Here is a 22,818-nt window from a genome sequence, read left to right as displayed (position 1 = left end):
CTGATGCAATGGCGAGGTTCTTCAAGAGTTTACTGCGAATCATGAGCATCCTGCCGTGAGAAAAAGCAGCAGTATAGCCTGAGGTCAGCCGCAGGAATTGAGCTGGATCAATAATAGGGCCGAATGCCTCACCCCTGCCCACTGAGTGGCAACCACCAGACCAGCAGCAGCGGGATCAACACAAAAGACAACAGTGTGGAACAGATGACCAGACTGGCCACGGTTTCCGGGGAGCGCCCGGCGCGCACCGCGAACAGGTAGTTGAAGACCGCCACAGGCATCGCCGCCTGCATCACCAGCACCGCTTGAGCCAGCGGCGGCAGACCCAGCATGACGGCAACCCCCCAGCCAATCGCCGCCCCACAGAGCATGCGCACACCGCCCAGCGCGAACCCGCGCCCCAACTGCCGCGGCCGGATGCTGCCCAGGGATACGCCCAGCGTCAGCAGCATCATCGGGATGCTCAGACTCCCGAGCAGACTGACGGTATTATCCAGCCAGCGGGGCAGCGACAGATCCAGCAACAGTACGCCGACCGCCACGCACAGGCTGATGATGACCGGATTGAGCAGCAGTCGGCGCCAGGACTGGGCGGCACCGGAGAGCATGAGACCCACGCTGAAATGACCGACGGAAAGCACCACGAAGAACGCCACTGCCAGGGCCAGACCCGGCTCTCCGAAGGCATAGAGGCTGATCGGCAGTCCCATGTTGCCGGTATTGGGGAACATGTAGGCCGGCACCAGCACCCGCGCGTCCGTAGCCAGCAGACGGCTCAGCACCAGACCCACCATGGCCATCAACCCCGTGATGATCACGCAGGCCAGGGCGACCTGACTGAATACACCAAGGTCGACCTCCGCCCGGCTCAATGTGGACAGCACCAGGCACGGCGTACTCACGTTCAGGACCAGACGGGTAACGAAGTCGGTTGGATAGGGCTGGCCGGAACGTGCCCAGCCATACCCGATTCCCGCGACTATCAGCACCGGCGCCATGACCGCCAGAAGTTCGACAAGCATCCCCATATCCTTACGCCCGCGTTGCCGCCCGATCGGTCTCAGGACCGGGAACGGATGCGGATCTGTTCATAGCCGCTGCGGGTCAGCAGTACCAGATTACGGGTAGTGGCATAGATACGCCCCTCCCGCTTGAGCTGATCAATGAAGCCGGCATGCAGTTCTGCATTCAGCCAGTGGAAATCCCGGCCTTCCACCAGTTCCTCTTCGCAGGTCTTGAACAGGCGGAAACTGCTGCCCTTGGCCAGGCCGTTGAGTTCATCTATCTGGCGCAGGCTGAGGGTCTGCTCGCCGGCGAAAGGAATGGGATCGACGGATGCCATGTTGATAACCATACAACTCGTAAAAGTGCGGTCACCATAGCAGAAAGCCCTCCTCCCGGGTGACCCGACCTCGGTAAACCGCACTTTTTTCTACCGCTCCGGTCAGACCTACCAGAGACGGTATGTCCGTCGATAACAAGAGGAAGACATCATGGGTGGGAACAAGATTCTGGGCATCGTGCTGCTGGTGGTGGGACTGATCATGCTGTATTTCGGCTGGCAGTCCTCCCAGTCACTCGGCGATCAGGTTGCCGAAACCTTTACCGGTCGATTCACTGACAGCACCATGTGGCTTCTGCTGCTCGGCGCAGCGGCAGCGGTAGGCGGCATACTTCTGGCGGTCGTTCGCCGTTAACCAAAGGAAAAGGAAGCCAGCCCCGAAGGGCCGGCTGTCAGACTCAGTACGGGCAGTTGCCGCGGTACTCGGAGATCTTGCGATCGGAGGTGTGGTTGGGTCCGCAGAGGAACTGGCTGTAACGGGTATCCTCGTCGAGGAACCGCTTCATCCAGGAAACCCCGAAGCGGCTCAGCACATCGTTGTTCAGGCCGCCGCCATTGGCGCAGTAGTGGGTACCATTGTTGATTTCCACAAAGGCCTTCTCGATGCCGTTGGGCAGGCGATTGTAGAAGGGCGACGCATGTGCCGCCACCGGCGCGATGATGTCGGCCTGACAGGCGAAGATCAGGGTCGGTGCCTGCGAACGCCCGGCATAGGTGCTGACGGTATCCCAGGGTGCCAGCGGAATGGCCGCCTTGATACGGCCCTCACTGGCCACGCGCAGCGTGCCACCGCCGCCCATGGACCAACCGATCACACCCAGACGATCAGTGTCGATCATGCCACGCACCGGGCTGGTACGACTGCTGTTCTGGCTGACCAGATAGTCCAGCGCATTGTTGATCTGACGGGCGCGGCTCGGCGGCTGATCGAAACCGGTATTGGTGTCGATGGTCATCACCACGAAACCGTGGGACGCCAATTTTGGCCCCCACCAATCGATGGACGACTCGGCCGAAACGAAGCCCGGGATCACCACGATAGCCGCCATGGTGCCTTCCACACCTGTCGGGTAATGAATGGTACCACCGCCGAAGCCGCTGACCAGACCCGATACCCGGCTGGTACGGGTGCTGTAGGGACCGCTGCTTGCTTCAAGGAAAGAGACGGTCGGATCCGGACCACGGGCGTAGGGGGAATCACCACCAGGGGGCGGATCTGCCGGAGGGTTGGTGGCGAAGGCCGACGCGGACATCAGCAGTGCCCCTGCCGCGATCATGGAAAGCAGCGATTTCGGGAAGATGTTATTGATCATTGTTACTCCAGGAAGTTGCTGTTCGATTTATTGTTATTGACGCATCCTGTTGATGTCCCGGAAGAGAACTACCATCAACAGCACCGGAGTATTGAAACTAAAAAAATGCGAGTCAATAACAACAAGGCAAGTTCACCCGGATGAGTCATGCGAACTGCGGCCTTTGGTTATAGAACCCTGGCCTGTTCGAGATTATCGTTATCATACAAAGGGTTACATGGATCAAATTCACTCTTTCGAGTGATATAGCGAACTAATATTCCTGTGCCACCTCCCGACAAAAGTTCGAATTCCGGCATTAGCGGGACAACTTCACGCAAACTCGTTTCTCCATCGAAATCAGCCGTCAACAATCGCCTTCAGGCAATCTTTCCAACCGGTAGCAACGCGCCCTTGTACAGCGTGTCGCGCGGCTGTCTCGCCCCGCACATGTTTGCATTTGACGGCGGCATCCGCAGGACAGATCATTGGCGCTTGCAACCCGCAGGGATACCACACATGTTTCAGAATCTGGATTGGCTGCCGGACAACTTTGTCATCTCCGATGCCGTACTGAGCCTCATCGCCAGCTCGGTGATACTCATCGTTGTGGTGATGGTGCTGCGTGCACTGACCGCCCGCTTCATTCTGCGTACCGTGCAGTCCCCCGAGCTGCGCGGCCGTTGGCTGGTGAACTCGCGCAACGGCTTCCTGCTACTGATGCTGCTCGGGCTGGTGATGATCTGGGGTGAGGAGCTGCGCACCCTGGCTCTGTCGATCGTCGCTATTGCCGTGGCCTTCGTGGTGGCAACCAAGGAGCTGATCCTGTGCATCACCGGCTCCATTCTCAAGAGCGGATCGCGCTCCTTCGTTCTGGGGGATCGCATCCAGGTCAAGGACCTGCGTGGTGACGTGATCGACCAGACCCTGCTGGCCACGACCATCCTCGAGGTCGGCCCCGGCAAGCATCTGCACCAGCGCACGGGACGGCGGATAGTGATACCCAATGCCCTGTTCGTTTCCGAGCCGGTGGTCAACGAGAGCTTCACCACCCATTACGACTTCCATGTCTTCACGGTTCCCTTCAAGCGAGAGGACAACTGGCAGCTGGCCCAGGCGGCACTGCTGGAGTCGGCCAATCGCCACTGCCAGCCCTACCTCGAGCTGGTGCGCCGGTACATGAGCAAGATCGGCAATCAGCGCGGGCTGATGATGCCTACCGTGGAGCCGCGGGTGACGCTGCAGGTCCCTGTGGCCGGCGAGATACATCTGACCGTGCGCCTCCCGGTCAAGGTGGGGGAGCGCAATTTCATCGAGCAGAACATCCTCAATGAAGTGTTTTCGCAAAATGACTTCTCTCCGGAGAGCCGCAGAAAGCAGGCTGCTGCCACTGCGACCAGTGCCAACGCCAGCGCGGACTGACCCATGTATCCCTACCTGCTGCTGATTCACATCCTCGCCGCCACCGTATGGACCGGCGGCCACCTGGTACTGGCTCTGGGGTTGCTGCCCGGCATTCTGCGGCGGCGCGCGGTCGGTGAACTGACTGCGTTCGAAGCGGCCTATGAGAAGTGGGGCATGTCCGCGCTGATCATCCAGGTGATCACCGGCCTGTGGCTGGCCCGTATCCGCCAGCCGGATATAGCCAGCTGGTTCACTGCCGAACATTTCCCCTCACGGCTCATTCAGCTCAAGCTCGCCCTGCTGGCAATGACACTGCTGGTGGCGATCGATGCACGCCTGCGCGTCATACCCCACCTCAGCGAACAGACGCTGCCCGCCATGGCCCTGCGGATACGCCTGGTGACACTGCTGGGCGTGGCGTTCGTGGTGGTCGGGACCAGTTTCCGTACCGGTTCCTGGTGGTGAGCTGGCTGTGCCCCGCTGGTCCGTGCCGGGCATCAGTGGTATGATTTAATTTAATCCCATTCAATTGAATTCAAATCATTATCCATGCCTTCATCCTCACCCCGGGATCGTTTCGGTATCCGGTTTTCCATGTTGTCGCGCCTCTGGCGCCGAACCATCGACCAGCAGATGGCCGCCGTCGGTCTGTCCGATATCAGTTGGGCTCCGCTGATCCATCTGGCCGAATCCGGCGACGGCGTCAGTCAGAAGGAACTCGCCTCTCTGGTGGGCATTGATGGCTCCAGCCTGGTTCGTCTGCTCGATACGCTCGAAAGCCGCGGCCACATCCAGCGGCTGACTGCACCCGAGGACCGTCGGGTCAAGCTGGTTATGCTGACCGAGGCGGGCAAGGTTGCCGTAGGCCAGATCCGCGAGCAGCTGCGCCACATAGAACAGCAGATGCTGGCTGACCTGACCGATCCGCAACTGGAAGCGATGCTCGACGCTCTGGAGCTGATTCACCGCCGGATAGGTCTGCTCAACAGCGGGTCAACAGATGAGTAAGGTACGGGCGATTACACCCTGGCTGGCGCGCCGGGGCTTAGATGTAGCGCGCATGGGATTCGGCCTGCGCACTGCCCTCGCCTCCTGTCTGGCACTGGTGGTCGCCTGGCTGATGGGGCTGGAACATCCGCAGTGGGCAGCGATGACCGTATGGGCCGTGTCGCAGCCGGTACGCGGCATGCTGGTGGAAAAGAGCCTGTTCCGCGCCCTCGGTACCCTGATAGGCACCCTCTTCGGGGTAGTGCTGGTGGTGGTTGCCGGCGATAACCTGCCGCTGCTGGTACTCAGCCTGTCCCTGTGGATCGGCCTCTGCGTGGGCATCGGCAATCTGCTCAGTGGGCTGGTCTCCTACGGCGCGCTGCTGTCGGGTTACTCAGCCACCATGGTGGCGCTGCTCAATACCCAGCAGCCTGCGGGGCAGATCTTCGCCCTGGGCAGTGACCGCATGCTTACCGTGATGACCGGCGTGCTGGTCGGCCTGCTGGTCGGCCTGATCTTCACCCCGCGCAATGCCGAAGATCATGCTGCGCTGCGGGTGAGACGCACCACCAGCGATATCCTGCGTGCCATGGCGACTACCTTTGCCGGAGATACCACAGAAACCCGCGCCGACAAGGCGCATCGATTGCTGGAACGCATTGCCAGTGCCGAGCAGCTGTTCGATATCAAGGCCGCCGGCTCGGTGCGCAGCCACCGCAGCGTCCGTGCCCTGCGCGCTCTGGTGCAGGCGCAGGTGGGCGCCGCCTACTGGATACGCAGCGCCCGCCATCTGAATCAGGACGAGCATATGGCCAGCGCCCTGTGCGAAGCTGCCCGCACCCTCGAGGAGAACGCTCCGGCAGAGGAGGTTCTTTGTGCCCTGGAAGCTGCACTGGCCTGCAGCACCGACCGGGACACAGCGGATGTCCTGCGCCAGCTGCTGGACAGTCAGCGCGAGCATCTGGCTACCGAAGGCGACGATACCGGCATGACCGCCATCCGCAACCGTGTGGTGTTGCACCGCGACTGGGTCGGTGCCCGTCAGGCGGCTGTGCGCGCCTTCGGTCTCTTGCTGGTGATCGGCGTGGGGTGGATTCTCAGTGGCTGGTCGGTCGGCGCCTACGTGATGCTCGGGGCCTCGGTGATGATCACCCTGTTCTCTACCTTCGAGGCGCCTTCGCGGGTCATGGGGCATATCTTCATCTGGCAGTCGATTGCCGCCCTCGCCGCGCTCAGCTGTCACTGGCTGCTATGGCCGCTGGCGACCAGTGAATGGCAACTGATCGCCCTGCTAAGTCCGTTCATTCTGGTGATAGTCCCCTTCTTCGCCCATCCCAGGGTGGCCAGCGGATCCCTGGATTACGTGATGGCACTGTTGCTGCTGTCGCATCCCGTGCTGCCGCTGGAGCGAACCTTTGCCGACTCCCTGGTGATTGCTGCTGCGGTGGTCTCTGGTCCGTTGCTGGCCTATATCGCCTTCCGCTTTGTGTGGCCTGCCGATGCCCGGCGCCGGCGCCAGCACCTGACCGGCATGATGCTCAACGAGCTGGCCGGCATGGCACGCAACCCCATGGCACCGGCCCGGCACCAGGTCTGGCGGGTGCGCCTGCATCACCGCCTGCTGAAGCTCATCCAGAGCGTCAACCGCAGTGCCGAGCCGCTGCAACCGGCGACCAGTGCAGCCCTGGCGGTGCTGGCCATCGGTGATGCCATCCAGCAACTGCACCTGCTCAAGGCCGGCACCGACCTGCCCCGCCCCCTGCAGCGCCGGGTGACCATGGCCCTGCTGCGCCTGGAGCATCTGCCGGAGAACCCCCAGGCTGCAGTACGCAGCCTGCAGAAGGTTGCCACGCTGTTGCAGCAGATGGGGCACCCGGCTGCCTGGGATGTGGATAACGCCGCCCGCGGCATTGCCACCAACCTCACGTTCTTCCAGCGACACTGAGCCGGAGCGGCCATGGGAGCGGTGTGCCCTGCCGCTTCCGTGTCCTGCTCCGCTCCCGGCCCGTCTATCCTGTTACTGAAATCATCATGGACAGGAAACATGACAGGTCGGCTGACCCGCGCATTTCGCGTTCTTCTGAGCTCCTATGTCACCACCGGCCTCTCCGCCGGGTTTGGCCTGATGCTGATCGCCGGGACAGCCTGGTTGCTGCAGGGTCAGTTCGTGGCCTCGGTGATGGCCGTGGGCGCCATCATCTGCATTCCACCGGACCATGCCGCGCCCCGCCGGGGCAAGCTCGGCAGCCTGCTGCCGGCGGCGCTGGTAGGGTTGCCGCTTTTTGCCGGCGTCCAGTTGCTGCAGGATCAGCCGCTGTATCTCGGCATGCTGCTGGTGCCGGCAACCTTCTTCGCCTTCCTGGCCGGTGCCTGGGGTTCCCGCGGCCTGCCGGTGGTGATATCCATCATGTTCGCCATGACTTTCTCCATGGCGGTGCCCCGGCATCTCAGCCAGGGTAACCTTTTGACCACCTGCATCTATTTCACCAGCGGCTCGCTGCTGTACGTGATCTATGCCACCCTCGCCAACGCGCTGCTCAACAACCGCTATCGCCAGCAGCTGCTGGCCCAGTCGCTGCTGGCCCTGGGCAGCCTGATGCGCAGCCAGGCGGACCGATTCGACCCCACCACGGATACCCCGCCGGTCGGCGAGCTGATGCAGAAGCAGGCGCAACTGGCCGAGCAGTTGCAGGCCGCCCGCGATCTGCTGCTGGAATCGCCACGCACACCCCGCCGCCAGCAGCTGGCGGCGATCATGATCAATGTGCTGGAGATCCGCGATCACCTGCTGGCCAGCGAGCTCGATCTGGACCTGGTCAGATCCCACCCTGAGGCAGCGCCGGTACTGGTGGAAATGCACGCCCTGCTCGACCAGATGGCCGATGAGCTGGAACGGCATGCCGATGATCTGCTGTTCTTCCGCCGCTCGGCACCGCTCAATGACTGGCGGCCGGCGCTGGCGGCGTTGAATCGCATGCCCCAGCGGCTGCCTGCCCAGGAAGCACAGGGTCCCTCGCTGACCACATTGCTGCGTGGTCTGACCAATCGTGTCGGCCTGATCAACGATGAGATTCTACGGGTCAACCGCCTGGCCAGGGGCAAGGTCGAGCCGGACCTGAAGGCAGTGCGTACGGCCTGGAAGCTGTTCGTCAGCCCCACCAGCTGGTCACTGCGGCCATTGCGGATGCTCTGGCACTGGGATGCACCACCCCTGCGCCATGCCCTGCGGGCGGCGTTGGCGATAGGTACCGGCTACCTCATTTCGCTGGCCCTGCCCTGGGCTACCCATGGCTACTGGATACTGGTCACCATAGTGGTAGTGCTGCGCGGCAGCCTGTCCCAGACCCTCGAAAGGCGCAACAGCCGGGTCGCCGGCACCCTCCTCGGTTGCGCTCTGGCCGGCGCCATTCTCTCAACCCAGGCTCCCCCGCTGGTGCTTCTGGTCGTAGTGCCGCTTGCCCAGGCAATCTCCCACTCCTTTGCCGTGCGCCGCTACCTCATCACCGCCGTGGCGGCGACCGTTGTCAGCCTGGTGCAGGCCCACCTGATCAGTGCTGCCGACGGCCCCATGTTCAACGTGCTGGAACGTATTGCCGACACCGTGATCGGCGTAGCCATTGCCTGGGGCTTCAGTTATGTGCTGCCCTCGTGGGAACGCAATCAGATCCCTTCACTGGTCCACCGAGCCCTGCAGGCGCAGGCCCGGCATGCGCAGATCGCCCTGAGTCTCGGCCAGTTCACTGCGGTGGATGATGAGCCCGAGCTCGAGTGGCGCCTGGCCCGCAAGGAGGCTTACGACAGCCTGTCAGCGCTGGTGATGGCCACCCGTCGGTCCCTGGTCGAGCCGCGGGCGGTACGTCCGGCACTGGAGCCTCTGGAACAACTGCTCAGCTATGGCTATCAGCTGCTGGCGCAACTGACCACCGTCAAGACCATGCTGCTGATGCGGCGGGACGAGGATCAGAGCGACATCCAGCCGGTGCTGCGCTCCGCCGCCGAGGAAATCAGCAACAGCCTGCGCGATGGACGCAGCGGCGAGGCCAGCCCCGAGTTCGTCCGGATCGAGTGGGGAAATCAGGAGGAGTTCAGCGACCCCTTCGTATATGACCTCAGGCCCTGGATACTGCGGCGCCTTAACATGGCCCAGGAGCTGGCCGCGAGCATGGCCAGCGATGCCCGTGCGGTATTGAAGCCCTCAGGGGAACAGGCACGCCCCTGAGGGTGAAGGTCAGACCAGTCAGACCAGATGGTCGCCGTTGCGACGGGCTTCACGGGTGTCGCGCACGACCGCGCCGACGATCAGACCGAGCATGACCAGGGTGAGAATGGGCCAGATGAGGATGTAACTGCCATAGATAAGGGTTTGCATGTGATATCTCCTGGTAAGGGTTGCAGCCCGCCGGCAGCGGGCTGCCGGGTCACTCAGCGGGCGGTCAGGGTGCCTTCCGGAACCTCGTCCTCGGCAGGCTGGTTGTAATCACTGACACGCTGCTGGATGGTGTCGAAATCGAACCGCTCCTTGCTGGCCAGGCTGATGGCCAGGCACACCAGCGTACTGACGCCATAGGCGGTCAGCGACGAGAGCAGCACCGTGTACTCGCGAAGCTGGCCCAGGCTGAGCCAGCCGATGACGGCTGCCGCGACAAAGAAGGCAATCACACCCAGGCGCTTGCCGAAGAAGCCGAAGGTCATCAGACCGGCTACCACCCCGGCCCCTATGGAGGCCAGCAGTTCCATGCCCAGCGCCAGCGCACCGGTCATCGGCAGCAGCTCGAAGCGCACCACGCAGAATGCCAGCAGTGCGGCGACCACCGCCCAGGTGAAGGCAGCATTGGTCACCCGATTCCAGAAGCAGCTGGCGATTACCGGAAATACGATGGCACCCCAGAGGGCTCCGACGAAGACCAGCATCACCAGGATGTCAAAGGACATACTGGCCAGAATCATCCCCAGCACGGTCGCGACGATCATGGTAGTACGCCCGACGATGAGCATCTTGCGCGGATCGGCACGGTTCCTGGCGATGTTCTTGCCATAGACGTCAGCCATCATGATCGCCGACAGCGCAGAGAGATCGGAGTCGGCGGTGGACGACAGGGAGCCGATCACCAGCATGAAGAACAGACCGATGAAGAACGGCGGCAGGTAGGTTGATACCATTTGCGGAATCAGATTGTTCATCTCGCCATTCAGCGGTTCCACGCCTGCAGTCAGCGCCATAAGGCCGATCATGCCGAGGCCGATGACGATGGCACCATAGCTGATGGTAGCGGTGATGAAGGTCGGCTTGATATGCGATTCATCCACCGCAAACAGGCGCTGGGAGATGGTCTGGTTGCCGATGGCGTAGGCCAGTACTGCGACGAAGTACGGCGCGCCCTGGTGCAGGAAGGCTTCCATGGAGAAGATGTCAGCCTGTTCGCTGGTCAGGTTGGACAGGTTGTCCACCACCACCGACGGCCCGCCCATGGCAAACAGCACGGCGGGAATGATCACCACGGCAATGGCCATCATCGCGATCAACTGGGCGAAGTCGGTGAACACCGAAGCGCGGAAACCCGAGTAGAAGGTATAGCTGAGCACGCCGAGGCCTGCGATCACGATGCCGGCCTGGAACGACAGCGGCGACAGCACGGATACCAGGGCGCCGGCAGCGGTCAGGTTGACCATGAGGCTGATGATGGAGCCGAGCAGGTTGGAAAACGCCAGGATCAGCTGACTGGAGGCGCCGTGCCGGGCATGGATCAGCTCGCCCAGGGTGGCCGCGTTGGGCGCCAGCTCCCGGAAGCGACGGCCGAAGGGATAGATGAACAGGATCATCAGCGCGCCCCAGAAGCCGTAGTGCAGCGGACCGGACACCCCGTAGGTGTAGCCCGAGGTGGCTGCGGCGTAGAAGGAGGCAGCCCAGACCCAGGTGGCTGTCATGCTGGCCGCGCCCATGCCGAAACCGATCCGGTGGTTGGAGACCATGAAGCCGTCGGCATCGTTGGTATCATGCTTGATGCGTCGGGACAGCAGATAGGTACCGCCATAGAAGGCGAACATCAACAGCAGTACTGTCGTGGTGGAAAACTGGAACAATTCTGAATTCACGGAATCACTCTATTTGCTTTGCGTACGAAACATCACCCGCGGGATGCGGGGTCGTGCACTCTGGTTGATACGGGTAGCAGGATAGAACTGCGCAGGGCTCCGCCGTGTCGACGGCCGTTGCGCCAGGACTGGGAAAGGCTATGTATAGCCTTTATATGCAGAGTGATTGCGGGCTGGAACGTTGTATCTGTCTGATATGCCGGGGATGACACTTAGATGGGTAAACCTGTGCATGGCTTGGGTCCTCCGATCGCACTGATCTGCCGCTCGCCGGCGGCCTGCGTAGTACTCCTGATGCTTCTGAATTGGAGAATTTGCTTATCGCAAGACAGATAAGGTTACAGCTCTAACCTTATTTAGGCAAATCCGGCCGTCCAAATGGACAGTCCCGGTACTGCATGCTATCGTCGCGGGCCTTCAGATCAGCCCCCTCGCCCTGACTGGCGAGGCATGTTTCCACGAGGTCATATCATGAGCGCATTGCCTAATTGCCCGGCCTGCAATTCCGAATACACCTACGAAGACGGCATCCAGTATGTCTGCCCCGAATGCGCTCACGAGTGGCCGAAGGACGGCGGCAACGAGACCGCCGCGGATGAGTCGGTAATCAGGGATGCCCACGGCAATGTGCTGCAGGACGGCGATACCGTCACCGTGATAAAGGACCTCAAGATCAAGGGCTCATCCCAGGTGGTCAAGGTCGGTACCAAGGTGAAGAACATTCGCCTGGTCGGTGGTGATCACGACATCGACTGCAAGATCGACGGCATCGGCGCCATGAAGCTGAAGTCGGAATTCGTCAAGAAGAGCTGATGCCCGGCATGCCGGGCGGCCTCTGGCCTGCCCGGCTGCAGCTGAATCAGTAGCTCAGTACCAGAGTCGCGCCCCAGGCAACGATCATCGAGCTGATGATCACCAGGCTGACCGGTCGCCGGAGCGCGGTGTACCAGGCCGGCGCCAGCCCCTGTTTCACCGCCCAGATATCGGCGAAATAGAGGGTGCCGAAGGCGAAGAAGAATACCGGAATGGCAAAGTTGATCGGCAGGCTGAGTGCGAACCAGCCGAGCAACGGCGGTATCACCGACAGTCCCAGCTGCATGGGCGCCTGTTCGCTGCCCTCCTCGGCCCGCATGGCCAGCCCCCAGTGAATCGCCCCCATGAAGGCGAGAATGACCGCAGCGAAGTTCAGGAACTCTTCCATTACCCATTCACGCCAGGCTTCGGGGGTCACCCACAGGCCTATGGCGCCGGTCACGAAGGGCATCAGGCCGGCGAAGGCAAAGCCCACGGCCAGTCCAGGTGGTCGCGTGGCATTGAACGGGTGCATCTGAACTCCTTGGCTGTCAGCAGGCGTGCCTGCCACATTATCCCTGCTGCTCCCCATCAGGCAAGCCCGCCGGGCGCGTCGGCCGGGGCGGCCGGCGGCGCGGCAGCGCCTTGAGCAGGCGTTTCAGACTGCGCTGCATCCGCATCAGTTCGGCAGCACGGCTGCTGTCGTCCACAGCGGCATAGGTCAGTCCCACCCAGGCGTCGAAGAAGGCATCCAGCTCGGCCTGTTGCCGGGGCAGAGCCTGGCCAAGCCGCTGTTGCCAGGCCCGAGGGCCCTCACCTGCCCCGGCCTGCAGCTGCATCCTGGCCAGGCGCCGGTTCAGCCGACGCCAGGCTTTCAGCTCCGGGGCACTGGGACGCAGGTCGGGCCGCAGGATCCAGAACGCCAGCGGCAGCATGCACAACACCAGTACACCGAGGGATATCATCCCGATGCGCTGCCAGTCCGCGGTACCCAGCCAGCGCCTGAAGAAATCCATCTGCCGCTCGCTCTGGTACCCGATGACCCGCAGCTGCCACTGGTAATTGAGGTCATCCCAGAGCAAGCGTGCGTTGTTGACCCAGCCGATATTCCGGTAGCGCACCGCTGCCAGGCGAGCATCCTCGAGGAAGCTGCCCTCACCGCGCAGAGCCGATTCCAGTCCGTCCTCGATACGCTCCGGGGCCACCTGAAAGGTCGGATCGAAGGATACCCAGCCCTGCCCCGGCAGCCAGGCCTCCACCCAAGCGTGGGCGTCGAACTGGTGGACAAGAACATAGTTGCCCCTGGGGTTCAGCTCTCCGCCCTGATACCCCGCGACCACCCGCGAGGGAATGCCCGCCGCACGCAGAACGAAGGTCATGGCACCGGCGTAGTGGGCACAGAAGCCCCGACGGCTGTCGAACAGGAACTCATCGGTGCTGTGCCGCCCCAGGGTCGGCGGTCGCAGGGTGTAATGGAACGGCTCGACATTGAAGTGGCGCAGCAGTGCCTGCACCAGATCGGCATCGCGCGGATACTGCTGCCGCAGCTCGGCGGCGAAGGCTCGTGCACGGGGATCGAATCCCTCCGGCAGCTGCAGATGCAGACGCCTCTGCAAAGGCTCCAGACCCGCCGGCTCCAGCAGGCTGTCCAGCTGCGAGGAGGCGCTGTAGGCCATGGTCTGGCTGATCGGGCGCCGAGCCTGGAGCAGGAAGTCGCGATTGAGCACCAGACGCTCATCCACGGTCTGCGCCCCGCGCAGACTGAACACCCAGGGCTGGTGGCTGGGCGGCACTATGACCTGATAGCGCACCGGCTCGCCCTCGGGCTGCCAGTTGCCATGGGCCTGGCCGGCGGAAAGCGGCAGACCGCTCCAGTTGCGCCCGTCAAACCGGGCCAGTGTCATGGCCCGCCAGTAGAGCAGCGGCTGCGGTGGGGGGGCACCCTCGAAGGACGCGCGGAAGGCCAGCTCGCCCGAGCGGGCCAGATCGGCCACGTCCGCCGGGCTCATGCTTTCCGCCAGCCCGGTACGGGCCTGGGAACCCGGGGCATTGACCGCCCATAACGGTCCCAGTCGGGGAAACACCATGAACAGCACCAGCATCAGGGGCAGTGCCTGCAGCAGAAGTACGGCGGCGGTGCGCATTGCCCGGGCCGGGTCGCTGCGCCCGGGTGTCTGCTGCAGGCCCACCAGCGCGGCCACCAGAATCAGCAGCGAGAAGCACTGGAACAGGGCTAGCGGTATGCCCTGATCGAACAGGAAGGCGGTGGCAACGATGAAGAACCCCAGGTAGATCACCACCAGCGCATCCCGGGGCTTGCGCATCTCCAGCAACTTGAGCATGAACAGCAGCAGCAACAGCATGACTGCCGAGTCCAGACCGATCAGGCTGCCCTGCGCCGCCCAGACGCCCGCCACCACGCCCACCAGCGCCAGTGCCTGCACCAGTATTCCCGGGTAGCCCCAGCGCATCCGCTGGATCTGGATCCGCCAGCCGGCGCAGACCAGCCAGACCGCCGCCACCCACAGCGGCAGCCGCGGCAGGTGCGGCATCAGCGCAACCACCTGGGCGGTCAGCAGCCAGACCAGGGCGTTGCGCGGAATCAGGGCATGTGGCGCACTCATGCCGTCACCCCGTACAGCGCCAGTGCGCGCAGGCAGTTGTCCCTGTGTGCCGCTCCGGTGGCGGGGGCCAGGCGGGTACCCGGGATGACCAGGCCATAGGGCTGCTGGCGCTGCTCCAGCTGCAGTATCCATCCAGTCAGGCAGCCGAGCTGGTGCTCGAGGGTTGGCCCAGGGGCCTGCTCCAGGGTCAGCCACTGGCTCTCATGCTGTGGCTCGGCAAAGATCTTGCTGTGCAGCCCCTGCCCCCGGGACCAGGCCCGCCAGTCCAGGCGGCGGCGGGAGTCGCCCGGGCGGTAGTCCCGCAGGCCCTGAAAGTCGTCCACCCCCTCCGCCAGCCAGTGCTCGCCCAGCCCCTCTCCGGCCTCAGCCAGGCCGGGCAAGGGGGCGGCCACCGGACGCGGATAAACCAGCACCTGCCAGTCCAGATCCACCAGACTCCAGGCCACGAACCAGCCCAGCGGAAAACGGGTCTCCACCCGCAACCGGCCCGGACGCAGCCACCCTCGCCGCTCGGTGGGATGATAGAGCGTCAGCGTGGTACTCAGTCCAGCCGGCACGTCCACCTGCCGACGCGCACCACCGGGCCACCCCAGCACGATGGCCTGATGTTCTCGTCGTGCCGATACCAGGGCGATACCCAGACTGGCCTCCTCGCCGCTGAACACCGGCTGACTGCCCGAGGCATGCAGCTCGAGCCCCGCCAGATTGCGGTAGGTGTGATGCAGGCCGACCCAGAACAGACTGCCAAGGGTGAAGACCACCACATAGATCAGGCTGTTCTGGTAGTTGATGGCGCCAATCAGCATGATCACCAGCAACAGCAGCAGCCCCATGCCGGCTCTGGTCGGCATGATGAAGATGCGCCTGTGATTCAGTACCACCTGACTGGACGCCGGAATGCGGCGTGTCAGCCAGCGCTGGAACAGGGCGCTGGATTGGCCGGCGAGACGACTGATCAAATCGCTGGCACCTCGGCAAGCAGGCGCTGGGCCAGCGCCCCACCGCCATGGCCGGCGGGATCATCGCTGGCCCGCAACCGATGATTGACTACCGCCGGGAACACCGCCTGCACATCCTCGGGGATGACATAGGCCCGCCCTTCCAGCATGGCCCAGGCGCGGGCCGCAGCCAGCAGCCCCAGGCTGGCCCGGGGAGACAGCCCCCAGGCACACAGATGACTTTCCCGGCTGCGGGTCACCAGCCGCAGAATGTAGTCGATCACCGCTTCGGTCGCCGTGACCCTGGGCACCATGGCCTGCAGGGTCAGCAGTTGCTGGCGGGTCATGACCGGCTCCAGGTTGTCCATGCGGACCCGCCCGGTCTCGCCCTGGAGCAGCATCTTTTCCGCCGCCGGCGCCGGATACCCCAGCGTCAACCGCATGAGAAAGCGGTCGAGCTGGGATTCCGGCAGGTTGAAGGTGCCACCCTGACTGGCTGGGTTCTGGGTGGCAATCACGAAGAACGGCTGGGGCAGCGGGCGCGTCGCCCCGTCTATGGTTACCTGCCCCTCTTCCATCGCCTCGAGCAGCGCACTCTGGCTCTTCGGCGTCGCGCGATTGATCTCGTCCGCCAGTATCAGCTCGGCGAAGATGGGGCCGGGGTGAAAGACGAAGCTGCCGCTGTCCCGATCGAATACCGAGGTCCCCAGAATGTCCCCGGGCAGCAGGTCGCTGGTGAACTGGATCCGTTGATAACTGAGCCCCATTACCCGGGCCAGCGCCTGGGACAGGGTAGTCTTGCCCAGACCCGGCAGATCCTCGATCAGCAGGTGGCCGCGGGCGAGGATGCAGGCCACGGCCAGCTGCACCGCCTGGGGCTTGCCCAGCAGGACCTGATTGACGGCTTCCACTGCGTGTTTCAGGACATCCTTCATCATTACTCCAGAACCTTGTCGGTGGTGGACGGAACGGCAGAGTCCGATCCGGCGGGCTGACGCATCTGCTGCAACCGGTTGATCATGTAACGCACGTGCAGGTGCAGCGTGTAGAGCTCATGGGCATAGGACAGCGGGACATCCACCAGGGTCAACTCATCCTCCAGACGCAGCAGTGATTCGATTTCCTCGTCCAGCACCTGCCCTATGCCCCCGCTGTGGATCAGTCGGTCCACCCGCCGCAGATGGGCATACCAGCGATAGACCCGGGCGCGCATGCGCCAGGCATAGAGCGGTCCCATGCTCTTGACCAGTGGCAGCATGATGGCGATGAAGGGAATCAGCAGCACCACGTAGCGGTCGACAATCGACGCGATCCAGAATGGCAGGTAGCGTTGCAGCAGGGGCACACCCCGCTCATGGTAATAGCTGGCCTCGGCGCTCAATGGCAGCTCCGCCGGCGTAGCAGAGGGAAACTGCCCCGGCGCGTCCAGCAGGCTGCCGTCACGCAGCACATCCGCTGCGGAACTGAGAACCAGCGACGCCAGCGCGGGATGGAAGTGCTCGTTGATCACCAGGGTGGCTACCGGAGACAGCAGCTCGGAGGACTGGGGCGGGATGTCCCGTTGCAGATCCAGCAACCCCTGGGGAAGCTCCAGACGTTCCAGGAAGCTCAACCGCGCCGCGAGCGCCGCGGTCTGCTCGAGGCTGACCAGTTCCATCTCCGGATCGACCAGCAAGCGGCTGATGGTGCTGTTGTGTACCGGCAGCACAAAGAAGGCCGCATCAAGCTCCCCCGCCTGCAGGGCCTTGAGCGAGGCCCCGGCGGCCAGTTGCTGCCATTGTCCGGTGGCCAGCGCCTGCTCACCGGCGTGCTCACCCAGCTGGCTGATGAGGCTGCTGACCACCGCCCAGGTACCTCCGCCCTCGGCCCCGACCGACACCCGGTGCTCGAACAGGTCGGTCAACCGGGAAATACCGGTACCCCTGCGCTGGAACAGCCACAGGGGTTCGTGATAGATGGCCCCCAGGGATTCCAGCCCCGCAAGTTGCGACGAATCCAGCAGGCGTGTGGTACCGCTCTGTATCAGCCCCAGCTGGACCTCTGCGCCCCCCTCGGTCAGGCGCTGCAGGTTATCCATGGAGCCACTGGTGCTGAGCACCTCCAGCGTCAGTCCCTGCTCGGCCAGCCTGTCCCTGAGCTCAAGACCGAACTGATGATAGCCACCGTTCTCGGTACCGGTGACCATCACAAGATGACGCGGCGGCGCCGGGTCGAGAAAACGGAACAGTGCCCAGGCCAGCAGCGCCGCCAGGGGTACAATCCACAGATTGGTGCGCACGAAGAGCGCGGCTTGTCTCACTCCATTCATCGGGAATCTCCTTGGGCCACCCCTGCAGTCTAAACGGCAGAGGGTGCCAGGGCCATGCTCGGCCGCGGATGTTTTGCGCAGGTGCCCGGCAGCGGCAGAGAGACAGGTCTTGCAAGAAGATTACTTTCTGGTACTGTCTATCCATACCGCTGTTCTGTCGGTTCCTGCTGCACATTCCGTTTCCGTTATTTTTATTTTTCTCTGTTTCAAAGGAGCAATGCTGTTCGCCATGAGCAAATCCCCCTCTATCGTGCTCACTCGTCTGGATATTCAACGACTGGATGAGATGCTGGATACCCTGGACGGGCCCGCCGATCTGCTGGACGCGCTTGAGAACGAGATCCAGCGAGCCAAGGTTGTGGGGCACGACCGCGTTGGTGCCGACATCGTCACCATGAATTCACGCGTACGCTTCGTCGACGAGACCAGCGGCCGCGAGATGGTGCTTACCCTGGTTTACCCGGACAAGGCCGGCACTGAAGGCACCATTTCCGTACTGGCGCCGGTAGGTATCGCGCTGCTGGGTCTGAAGAAAGGTCAGAGCATCGACTGGACCGGCCCCAACGGACGCCCGCTGAAGCTTCGGATCATCGACATCGAGTATCAGCCCGAAGCCAACGGCGACTTCCATCTGTAACCCCGCGGCGACGGCCATCAGGTCAGCCGCCCTCTCTTCCGTTTCAGTTACACCCCCGCAGATTTTTCCATTTCAGGCGCCTCGTGGCCGAGCTCAAGCTCGGCCCGATCCGTCCAGTGTTCTCCCAGTTCGGCCTTGACCGAGACACCCAGTTCCTTGAAGTCGTTGACCTGCTTGACCAGGTTGCCGCGCCCTGCAACCAGCTGATTGCAGGCACGCTGATAGGCTTCGCTGGCCCGCTCCAGACTGCTGCCGATGCCGTCCATGCTGCCTAGAAAGGTACGCAGCTTGTCGTGGATCCGCGCCGCCCGCTCGGCCAGCTCGGCGGTATGCCGGTTCTGGTCCTCGAAACGCCACAGCTGGCGCACGATATTCAGACTGGTTAACAGGGTGGTGGGCGTGGCAACCAGCACGTTCTGTTCGATGGCACGCTGGAACAGGGTCTCGTCCGCCTTGAGCGCCTCGACGAAGGCGGATTCTATGGGTACGAACATGAAGACCATCTCCGGCGCGTTGAGCCCGGGCAGGTCGAAATAGCTGCGATCGGACAGTTCCCGGATGCGCTGACCGAAGGCCTGCACATGTTCGGCAAGCGCCAGCTGGCGTTCGCCCTCTTCCTCGCTGTTGATGTACCGGGTGTAGGCGTTCAGCGAGACCTTGGCATCGATGATCAGGTGCTTGCCCTGGGGCAGATAGACCAGCACATCGGGGCGCTGGCGCTGGCCCTCACTGCTGCGCAGGCTGACCTCCCGCCGGAAGTCCACCCCGGCACGCAGGCCCGATCGTTCGAGTACGTTTTCCAGTATCAGCTCACCCCAGTTGCCCTGGGTCTTCTTCTGTCCACGCAGCGCAGTGCTCAGGTCATGGGCCTCCTGGGTTATCTGGCGGTTGAGCTCCTTGAGCTGCACCAGCTCCTGCACCAGCGCCGCCTGCTGCTGGGTTTCCCGGTGGTGGATGTCCTCGACCTTGCTGCGGAACTGATCGATCTGTTCACGGAAGGGTTTGAGCAGAGCGTACAGCGACTGCTGGCTGGTCTGGCTGAAGGCCTGGCCCTTGGCCTCGAAGATGCGGCTGGCCAGCTGTTCGAATTCCAGCTTCAGCTGCTCGCGACTTTCCCGCAGCAGGGCCTGCTGTTCGTCAAAGTGCCTCTGGCGGTGCTCCAGACTGCTCTGCAGGGTGGAATGATCCACCCGCAGCTGTTCATGGTCACTCTGCAACGCCTGCAAGCGGGCCTGCAGCGCCTTGTGTTCCTCCGCCAACTGCTCACGCTGGCGCTGCTGTTCACTGGCCAGCGCGCCCAGGCGCTCGCTGCGCCGCTGCCATTCCTGGCTGCGCCGCTCGCTGTCCTCAAGCCGCTGCTCCAGTCGCTCCCTGTCCCTGGTCAGCGTTTGCAAGGATTGTTGCAGATGCTCGATGCGCACATCGACCGTGGCTTGCCCGGCAGTGAGTTCAGCCATCTGCTCTTCTCTGGCACGCAGCTGGCCCGCCAGCGTGGCCAGCTGCTGCTTCTGGGCCTGCTCCCGCCGGCTCCACAGCCAGGTACTCACTCCCCAGCCCGCCAGCAGAATGGCGCTGAAAGCCGCCAGATAGATGTCAATGGTGAATGGCATGGGTATCTCCTTTGGGGGCATAGCATTACGCGCTTGCCTGCAGGGCGCAACCGTCGTCAAATTGACGCAAGTGACCACCCGGTCGCACAAGTGACGGAAAAACGTTGCACAAGTCCGCCGGTCTGCTAGCTTTAGCCCAACCATAACAAACTACGGAGATGTCAAGGTGGACCTCTCTGCACCCCGGGCCCGCCGGCTGCTGCTGGTGGACCCTTGCGAGGAGTGCCTGGCTCTGGGCCAACGCCTCGTCAAGGATGGCTGGGAAGTACACTCGGCCGCCCTCGAGGGCGGCGGCATGCCCGACAGCGACCTGGGCCTGCTCAGACTGCAGACCTCGCATGTGAAGAACCTGAAGAAAGTCAAGGCGCTGATCAATGCCACCGGAATGCAATGGGTGGTGGCTCTGCCCCACGCCCTGCTGGTCGAACCCGGCGTGGCGAAATTCATCGCGGAATGGTTTCTCGACTATCACACCCTGCCCTTCGACCATTCCCGGGTGGATATCGCCCTGGGACGGGCCTGTGGCATGGCCCACCTGCGTACGCGACACATGGGCAGCGGTCCGCGGGCGGAGCAGTTCGTCTTCGGCAACAGCGAGCAGGCGCGCCATCTGCAGCGTCTCATCGCACGCATCGCGCCCACCGACACACCGGTACTGATCCGCGGTGAAAGCGGGTCCGGCAAAGAGCTGATCGCCCAGGCCCTGCACAGTCAATCCCTGAGGCGAACCGGGCCCTTCATCGCGGTCAACTGCGGCGCCATTCCCGAGCAACTGATTCAGTCGGAGTTGTTCGGCCATGAAAAGGGCGCCTTCACCGGCGCCCATCAACGCAAGATCGGCCGGATCGAGGCTGCCGACGGCGGCACCCTGTTCCTCGACGAGATCGGCGACCTGCCCATGGAGCTGCAGGCCAATCTGCTGCGATTTCTCCAGGAAAAGCAGATAGAGCGCGTGGGTGGGCAGCACACCATACAAGTTGATGTGCGGGTACTGGCCGCCACTCATGTGGATCTGGAGGCGGCGATAGCCGACGGCCGTTTCCGCGAGGACCTGTACTACCGCCTGAATGTGCTCGAGATACGTACCACACCGCTGCGCGAGCGAGTCGCCGACATCCTGCCCATGGCCCGTCACTTCGCGCGCCTGTATATGGCCGAAATAGGTCGACGCCCGAGAAACTTCAGTGCGGCCGCCATTCAGGCGATGCAGCGCCATGACTGGCCGGGCAACGGCCGTGAGCTGGCAAACCGGGTGCGCCGGGGAATGGTGCTCGCCGATGGCCGGGAGATCGCGGCAGCCGATCTGGGGTTGGCACCCACGCCGAGCCAGCCCCAGGGACAGCTCGCCAGTCTCGAGCAATGGGTCCTGCGGGCCGAGCGTCAGGCCCTGCAGACAGCCCTGGCGCATTCACCGGGCAACATGAGTCAGGTGGCCGAACACCTGAAGATTTCCCGCCCTACCCTGTATCGGCTGCTGCGCAAGCACCAGATCCGTTGATCCATGGCCCGGCGGCAGCCGGACAGCCGCTCAGAAATAGTAGGGAAACTTCAGACTGAGGCTGAAGTCCGGCGCATCCGGGGTCAGTCCGATCGACAGGTTGGGCACTATGGTCAGCCGATCGCTGGCAGCCATGGTCATGCCGATATTGAAATAGGCGGCATTGGCGTCACTGCCATTCACGGTCTGCCAGCTGCTGCCCTGATAGCGGATCCGGCTGCTGCGACTGACCAGTTCGGAGAAGGACATGGACAGACTCATGCGCTCGTTGAGCGCAAAGGCCATGCCCAGCCCGAACTGGAAATAGTCTCCCAACTTGACCGAGCCAGGCACCCGAATGCCCTCCTGGGGGCTGATGTCGCTGAAATCCCGATCGAAATGATGGGTGTAGGCCAGATTGGCGAACACCACCGCAGGGTCCAGCGTTTTCACCACCGCAAGCCCGGCGGTAGCCGCCCATACACCGTTACCGGTGGGCAGCGAATCGGGAATATTCAGGTTGTCGTTGTCCGCCTGCCGCTGCAGCTTGATGCCGTAGGGGTGGCGCCCGGTGGGAGCCTTGATCCGCAGACTGGCCACCGCATCCGGCCAGGATGGTCCTTCGTCGAGAAACTTGTAGGACAGTCCGAAGCTGACATCCCCGATGTCCGGGTCCCCCTTGACCGTGGCCTCGCTGTAACTGGTACTGGCGCCGCCGGCACCCGCCGATTGGTAGGTGGTTTCGCGGTAGACAAAGGGGACGTTGATTTCGAACTGCCAGCGCTGTCGCCAGTTGTACCGTGCGGTCAGGTCGAAGGTGAAGGTGTCGGCGTTGATCTCGTCGACGCCGAGGTTGCCGAGGAAGATCGCATCCAGGGCCAGGAAGCCATTGAGGAAGAGCTGCTTGGTATCGTAGTGGCTGTAGGTGAAGCCGGGCTCGATGCTGAAACGGCCACCGCCGAAAAAGCCGCTGGCCTCCTGGTAAAGGGCTTCGACGCTGGGGGCCGGTTCGGAATCCTCCCGCAGAGCCTGCCCATAGCCTGCCCCGCTGCCGCCGGATGCCGCAGAGCCGGTCGCTCCGGCACTGGCCACCTGGGGGCGGCCGGGTGGCTGTCGAGCCGGTTGCGCGGCACTGGCAGCCCCCTCCAGCTGACGCAGCCGCTGCTCGAGAATCATCAGCGCATTCTGCTGCGCTTCATATCGCTGGCGCAGGGCTTCAACCTCCCGGCGCAGCTCCTCTTCAGTCTGGGCAACCGCGGGAACACTGGCTGCCATGCACGCTAACAGCATCAACCCTGCCGATCTGCGCATGAT

At 63.2% G+C, this 22,818-nt stretch carries 21 protein-coding genes; 9 read left to right on the top strand and 12 right to left on the bottom strand.

The annotated features are described in order from the left end of the window. Positions 1 to 128 precede the first annotated feature (128 nt). Complete coding sequence (locus tag VF673_RS02555; RefSeq protein WP_440290753.1) at positions 129 to 1,022, bottom strand: AEC family transporter; 894 nt, start codon at positions 1,020 to 1,022, stop codon at positions 129 to 131. Between the two features lie 38 nt (positions 1,023 to 1,060). Then, entirely contained in the window at positions 1,061 to 1,342 is a 282-nt protein-coding gene (locus tag VF673_RS02550) for a hypothetical protein (RefSeq protein WP_273126126.1), read from the bottom strand. A 151-nt stretch (positions 1,343 to 1,493) separates the two neighbouring features. On the opposite strand from VF673_RS02550, the gene VF673_RS02545 reads away from it, so the two are divergent. After that, the gene (locus VF673_RS02545) at positions 1,494 to 1,697 is read left to right on the top strand and encodes a DUF3185 family protein (protein ID WP_090538643.1); all 204 of its coding nucleotides are present in this window, start codon (positions 1,494 to 1,496) and stop codon (positions 1,695 to 1,697) included. Between the two features lie 43 nt (positions 1,698 to 1,740). Here the strand turns inward: VF673_RS02545 and VF673_RS02540 are convergent, their stop codons facing one another. Further along, positions 1,741 to 2,655, bottom strand: a complete 915-nt coding sequence (locus VF673_RS02540; protein WP_440290752.1) for an alpha/beta hydrolase family protein — start codon at positions 2,653 to 2,655, stop codon at positions 1,741 to 1,743. A 498-nt stretch (positions 2,656 to 3,153) separates the two neighbouring features. Between VF673_RS02540 and VF673_RS02535 the strand changes: the two genes are divergently transcribed. From VF673_RS02535 to VF673_RS02515, 5 genes are all read left to right on the top strand, one after another. Then, positions 3,154 to 4,056: a mechanosensitive ion channel domain-containing protein gene (locus tag VF673_RS02535; RefSeq protein ID WP_090538640.1), complete on the top strand. Its 903-nt coding sequence runs from the start codon at positions 3,154 to 3,156 to the stop codon at positions 4,054 to 4,056. A gap of 3 nt (positions 4,057 to 4,059) precedes the next feature. Further along, positions 4,060 to 4,503 carry a CopD family protein gene (locus VF673_RS02530; protein WP_440290751.1) on the top strand — a complete coding sequence of 148 codons (444 nt, stop codon included), beginning with the start codon at positions 4,060 to 4,062 and terminating at the stop codon, positions 4,501 to 4,503. Positions 4,504 to 4,632: 129 nt separating this feature from the next. Continuing rightward, complete coding sequence (locus tag VF673_RS02525) at positions 4,633 to 5,046, top strand: MarR family winged helix-turn-helix transcriptional regulator (protein ID WP_440290750.1); 414 nt, start codon at positions 4,633 to 4,635, stop codon at positions 5,044 to 5,046. Then, positions 5,039 to 6,970, top strand: coding sequence for an FUSC family protein (locus tag VF673_RS02520; protein ID WP_440290749.1), 1,932 nt, complete (start codon positions 5,039 to 5,041; stop codon positions 6,968 to 6,970). Before VF673_RS02525 ends, VF673_RS02520 begins: the two co-directional genes overlap by 8 nt. A 99-nt stretch (positions 6,971 to 7,069) precedes the next feature. Then, entirely contained in the window at positions 7,070 to 9,244 is a 2,175-nt protein-coding gene (locus tag VF673_RS02515) for an FUSC family membrane protein (RefSeq protein WP_440290748.1), read from the top strand. 18 nt (positions 9,245 to 9,262) lie between these two features. Here VF673_RS02515 and VF673_RS02510 read toward each other — a convergent pair whose 3' ends face one another. Further along, a complete protein-coding gene (locus VF673_RS02510; RefSeq protein ID WP_440290747.1) occupies positions 9,263 to 9,394 on the bottom strand; it encodes a putative transporter small subunit in 132 nt (43 codons plus the stop codon). A gap of 53 nt (positions 9,395 to 9,447) precedes the next feature. Further along, the gene (locus tag VF673_RS02505) at positions 9,448 to 11,118 is read right to left on the bottom strand and encodes a sodium:solute symporter family protein (RefSeq protein WP_440290746.1); all 1,671 of its coding nucleotides are present in this window, start codon (positions 11,116 to 11,118) and stop codon (positions 9,448 to 9,450) included. A 471-nt stretch (positions 11,119 to 11,589) separates the two neighbouring features. Between VF673_RS02505 and VF673_RS02500 the strand changes: the two genes are divergently transcribed. Beyond that, the gene (locus VF673_RS02500; protein ID WP_440290745.1) at positions 11,590 to 11,931 is read left to right on the top strand and encodes a zinc ribbon domain-containing protein YjdM; all 342 of its coding nucleotides are present in this window, start codon (positions 11,590 to 11,592) and stop codon (positions 11,929 to 11,931) included. 46 nt (positions 11,932 to 11,977) lie between these two features. On the opposite strand, the gene VF673_RS02495 is transcribed toward VF673_RS02500, so the two are convergent. The 5 genes from VF673_RS02495 to VF673_RS02475 are packed head-to-tail and all read right to left on the bottom strand — an operon-like array spanning position 11,978 to position 17,780. Beyond that, the gene (locus VF673_RS02495; protein ID WP_320330665.1) at positions 11,978 to 12,445 is read right to left on the bottom strand and encodes a DUF3429 domain-containing protein; all 468 of its coding nucleotides are present in this window, start codon (positions 12,443 to 12,445) and stop codon (positions 11,978 to 11,980) included. 37 nt (positions 12,446 to 12,482) lie between these two features. After that, complete coding sequence (locus VF673_RS02490) at positions 12,483 to 14,534, bottom strand: transglutaminase TgpA family protein (protein WP_440290744.1); 2,052 nt, start codon at positions 14,532 to 14,534, stop codon at positions 12,483 to 12,485. Further along, positions 14,531 to 15,493 (bottom strand): DUF58 domain-containing protein, encoded by a 963-nt coding sequence (locus VF673_RS02485; protein WP_440290743.1) that lies wholly within the window; start codon positions 15,491 to 15,493, stop codon positions 14,531 to 14,533. Before VF673_RS02485 ends, VF673_RS02490 begins: the two co-directional genes overlap by 4 nt. After that, on the bottom strand, positions 15,490 to 16,407 hold the full coding sequence (locus tag VF673_RS02480) for an AAA family ATPase (protein ID WP_440290890.1): 918 nt from the start codon (positions 16,405 to 16,407) through the stop codon (positions 15,490 to 15,492). Before VF673_RS02480 ends, VF673_RS02485 begins: the two co-directional genes overlap by 4 nt. A 2-nt stretch (positions 16,408 to 16,409) precedes the next feature. Then, positions 16,410 to 17,780, bottom strand: coding sequence for a TAXI family TRAP transporter solute-binding subunit (locus tag VF673_RS02475; protein WP_440290742.1), 1,371 nt, complete (start codon positions 17,778 to 17,780; stop codon positions 16,410 to 16,412). Between the two features lie 229 nt (positions 17,781 to 18,009). Here VF673_RS02475 and rnk point away from each other — a divergent pair, with 229 nt between their 5' ends. Beyond that, positions 18,010 to 18,417: a nucleoside diphosphate kinase regulator gene (gene rnk, locus VF673_RS02470; RefSeq protein ID WP_090538697.1), complete on the top strand. Its 408-nt coding sequence runs from the start codon at positions 18,010 to 18,012 to the stop codon at positions 18,415 to 18,417. A gap of 47 nt (positions 18,418 to 18,464) precedes the next feature. On the opposite strand, the gene rmuC is transcribed toward rnk, so the two are convergent. Beyond that, a complete protein-coding gene (gene rmuC, locus VF673_RS02465) occupies positions 18,465 to 20,027 on the bottom strand; it encodes a DNA recombination protein RmuC (RefSeq protein ID WP_440290741.1) in 1,563 nt (520 codons plus the stop codon). Between the two features lie 166 nt (positions 20,028 to 20,193). Between rmuC and VF673_RS02460 the strand changes: the two genes are divergently transcribed. Next, positions 20,194 to 21,525 carry a sigma 54-interacting transcriptional regulator gene (locus VF673_RS02460; protein WP_440290740.1) on the top strand — a complete coding sequence of 444 codons (1,332 nt, stop codon included), beginning with the start codon at positions 20,194 to 20,196 and terminating at the stop codon, positions 21,523 to 21,525. Between the two features lie 30 nt (positions 21,526 to 21,555). Here the strand turns inward: VF673_RS02460 and VF673_RS02455 are convergent, their stop codons facing one another. After that, the gene (locus VF673_RS02455; protein ID WP_407046201.1) at positions 21,556 to 22,815 is read right to left on the bottom strand and encodes a hypothetical protein; all 1,260 of its coding nucleotides are present in this window, start codon (positions 22,813 to 22,815) and stop codon (positions 21,556 to 21,558) included. Positions 22,816 to 22,818: the final 3 nt, after the last annotated feature.

It is taken from the genome of Halopseudomonas sp. Lyrl_26 (assembly GCF_051948695.1).
In the GTDB taxonomy this organism is placed as follows: Bacteria; Pseudomonadota; Gammaproteobacteria; order Pseudomonadales; family Pseudomonadaceae; genus Halopseudomonas; species Halopseudomonas formosensis.
Note: the sequence above shows the minus strand (reverse complement) of the source record. Positions and strands in the feature narration are given on the sequence as shown.

What these genes read in the sequence shown, in the direction of transcription:
- VF673_RS02480 (WP_440290890.1), bottom strand. Translation starts at nt 16,407, where the DNA reads ATGAAGGATGTCCTGAAACACGCAGTGGAAGCCGTCAATCAGGTCCTG.
- VF673_RS02510 (WP_440290747.1), bottom strand. Translation starts at nt 9,394, where the DNA reads ATGCAAACCCTTATCTATGGCAGTTACATCCTCATCTGGCCCATTCTC.
- VF673_RS02500 (WP_440290745.1), top strand. Translation starts at nt 11,590, where the DNA reads ATGAGCGCATTGCCTAATTGCCCGGCCTGCAATTCCGAATACACCTAC.
- VF673_RS02525 (WP_440290750.1), top strand. Translation starts at nt 4,633, where the DNA reads ATGTTGTCGCGCCTCTGGCGCCGAACCATCGACCAGCAGATGGCCGCC.
- VF673_RS02455 (WP_407046201.1), bottom strand. Translation starts at nt 22,815, where the DNA reads ATGCGCAGATCGGCAGGGTTGATGCTGTTAGCGTGCATGGCAGCCAGT.
- VF673_RS02490 (WP_440290744.1), bottom strand. Translation starts at nt 14,534, where the DNA reads ATGAGTGCGCCACATGCCCTGATTCCGCGCAACGCCCTGGTCTGGCTG.
- VF673_RS02540 (WP_440290752.1), bottom strand. Translation starts at nt 2,655, where the DNA reads ATGATCAATAACATCTTCCCGAAATCGCTGCTTTCCATGATCGCGGCA.
- VF673_RS02495 (WP_320330665.1), bottom strand. Translation starts at nt 12,445, where the DNA reads ATGCACCCGTTCAATGCCACGCGACCACCTGGACTGGCCGTGGGCTTT.
- VF673_RS02550 (WP_273126126.1), bottom strand. Translation starts at nt 1,342, where the DNA reads ATGGCATCCGTCGATCCCATTCCTTTCGCCGGCGAGCAGACCCTCAGC.
- rmuC (WP_440290741.1), bottom strand. Translation starts at nt 20,027, where the DNA reads ATGCCATTCACCATTGACATCTATCTGGCGGCTTTCAGCGCCATTCTG.
- VF673_RS02535 (WP_090538640.1), top strand. Translation starts at nt 3,154, where the DNA reads ATGTTTCAGAATCTGGATTGGCTGCCGGACAACTTTGTCATCTCCGAT.
- VF673_RS02555 (WP_440290753.1), bottom strand. Translation starts at nt 1,022, where the DNA reads ATGCTTGTCGAACTTCTGGCGGTCATGGCGCCGGTGCTGATAGTCGCG.
- VF673_RS02515 (WP_440290748.1), top strand. Translation starts at nt 7,070, where the DNA reads ATGACAGGTCGGCTGACCCGCGCATTTCGCGTTCTTCTGAGCTCCTAT.
- VF673_RS02475 (WP_440290742.1), bottom strand. Translation starts at nt 17,780, where the DNA reads ATGAATGGAGTGAGACAAGCCGCGCTCTTCGTGCGCACCAATCTGTGG.
- VF673_RS02520 (WP_440290749.1), top strand. Translation starts at nt 5,039, where the DNA reads ATGAGTAAGGTACGGGCGATTACACCCTGGCTGGCGCGCCGGGGCTTA.
- rnk (WP_090538697.1), top strand. Translation starts at nt 18,010, where the DNA reads ATGAGCAAATCCCCCTCTATCGTGCTCACTCGTCTGGATATTCAACGA.
- VF673_RS02530 (WP_440290751.1), top strand. Translation starts at nt 4,060, where the DNA reads ATGTATCCCTACCTGCTGCTGATTCACATCCTCGCCGCCACCGTATGG.
- VF673_RS02545 (WP_090538643.1), top strand. Translation starts at nt 1,494, where the DNA reads ATGGGTGGGAACAAGATTCTGGGCATCGTGCTGCTGGTGGTGGGACTG.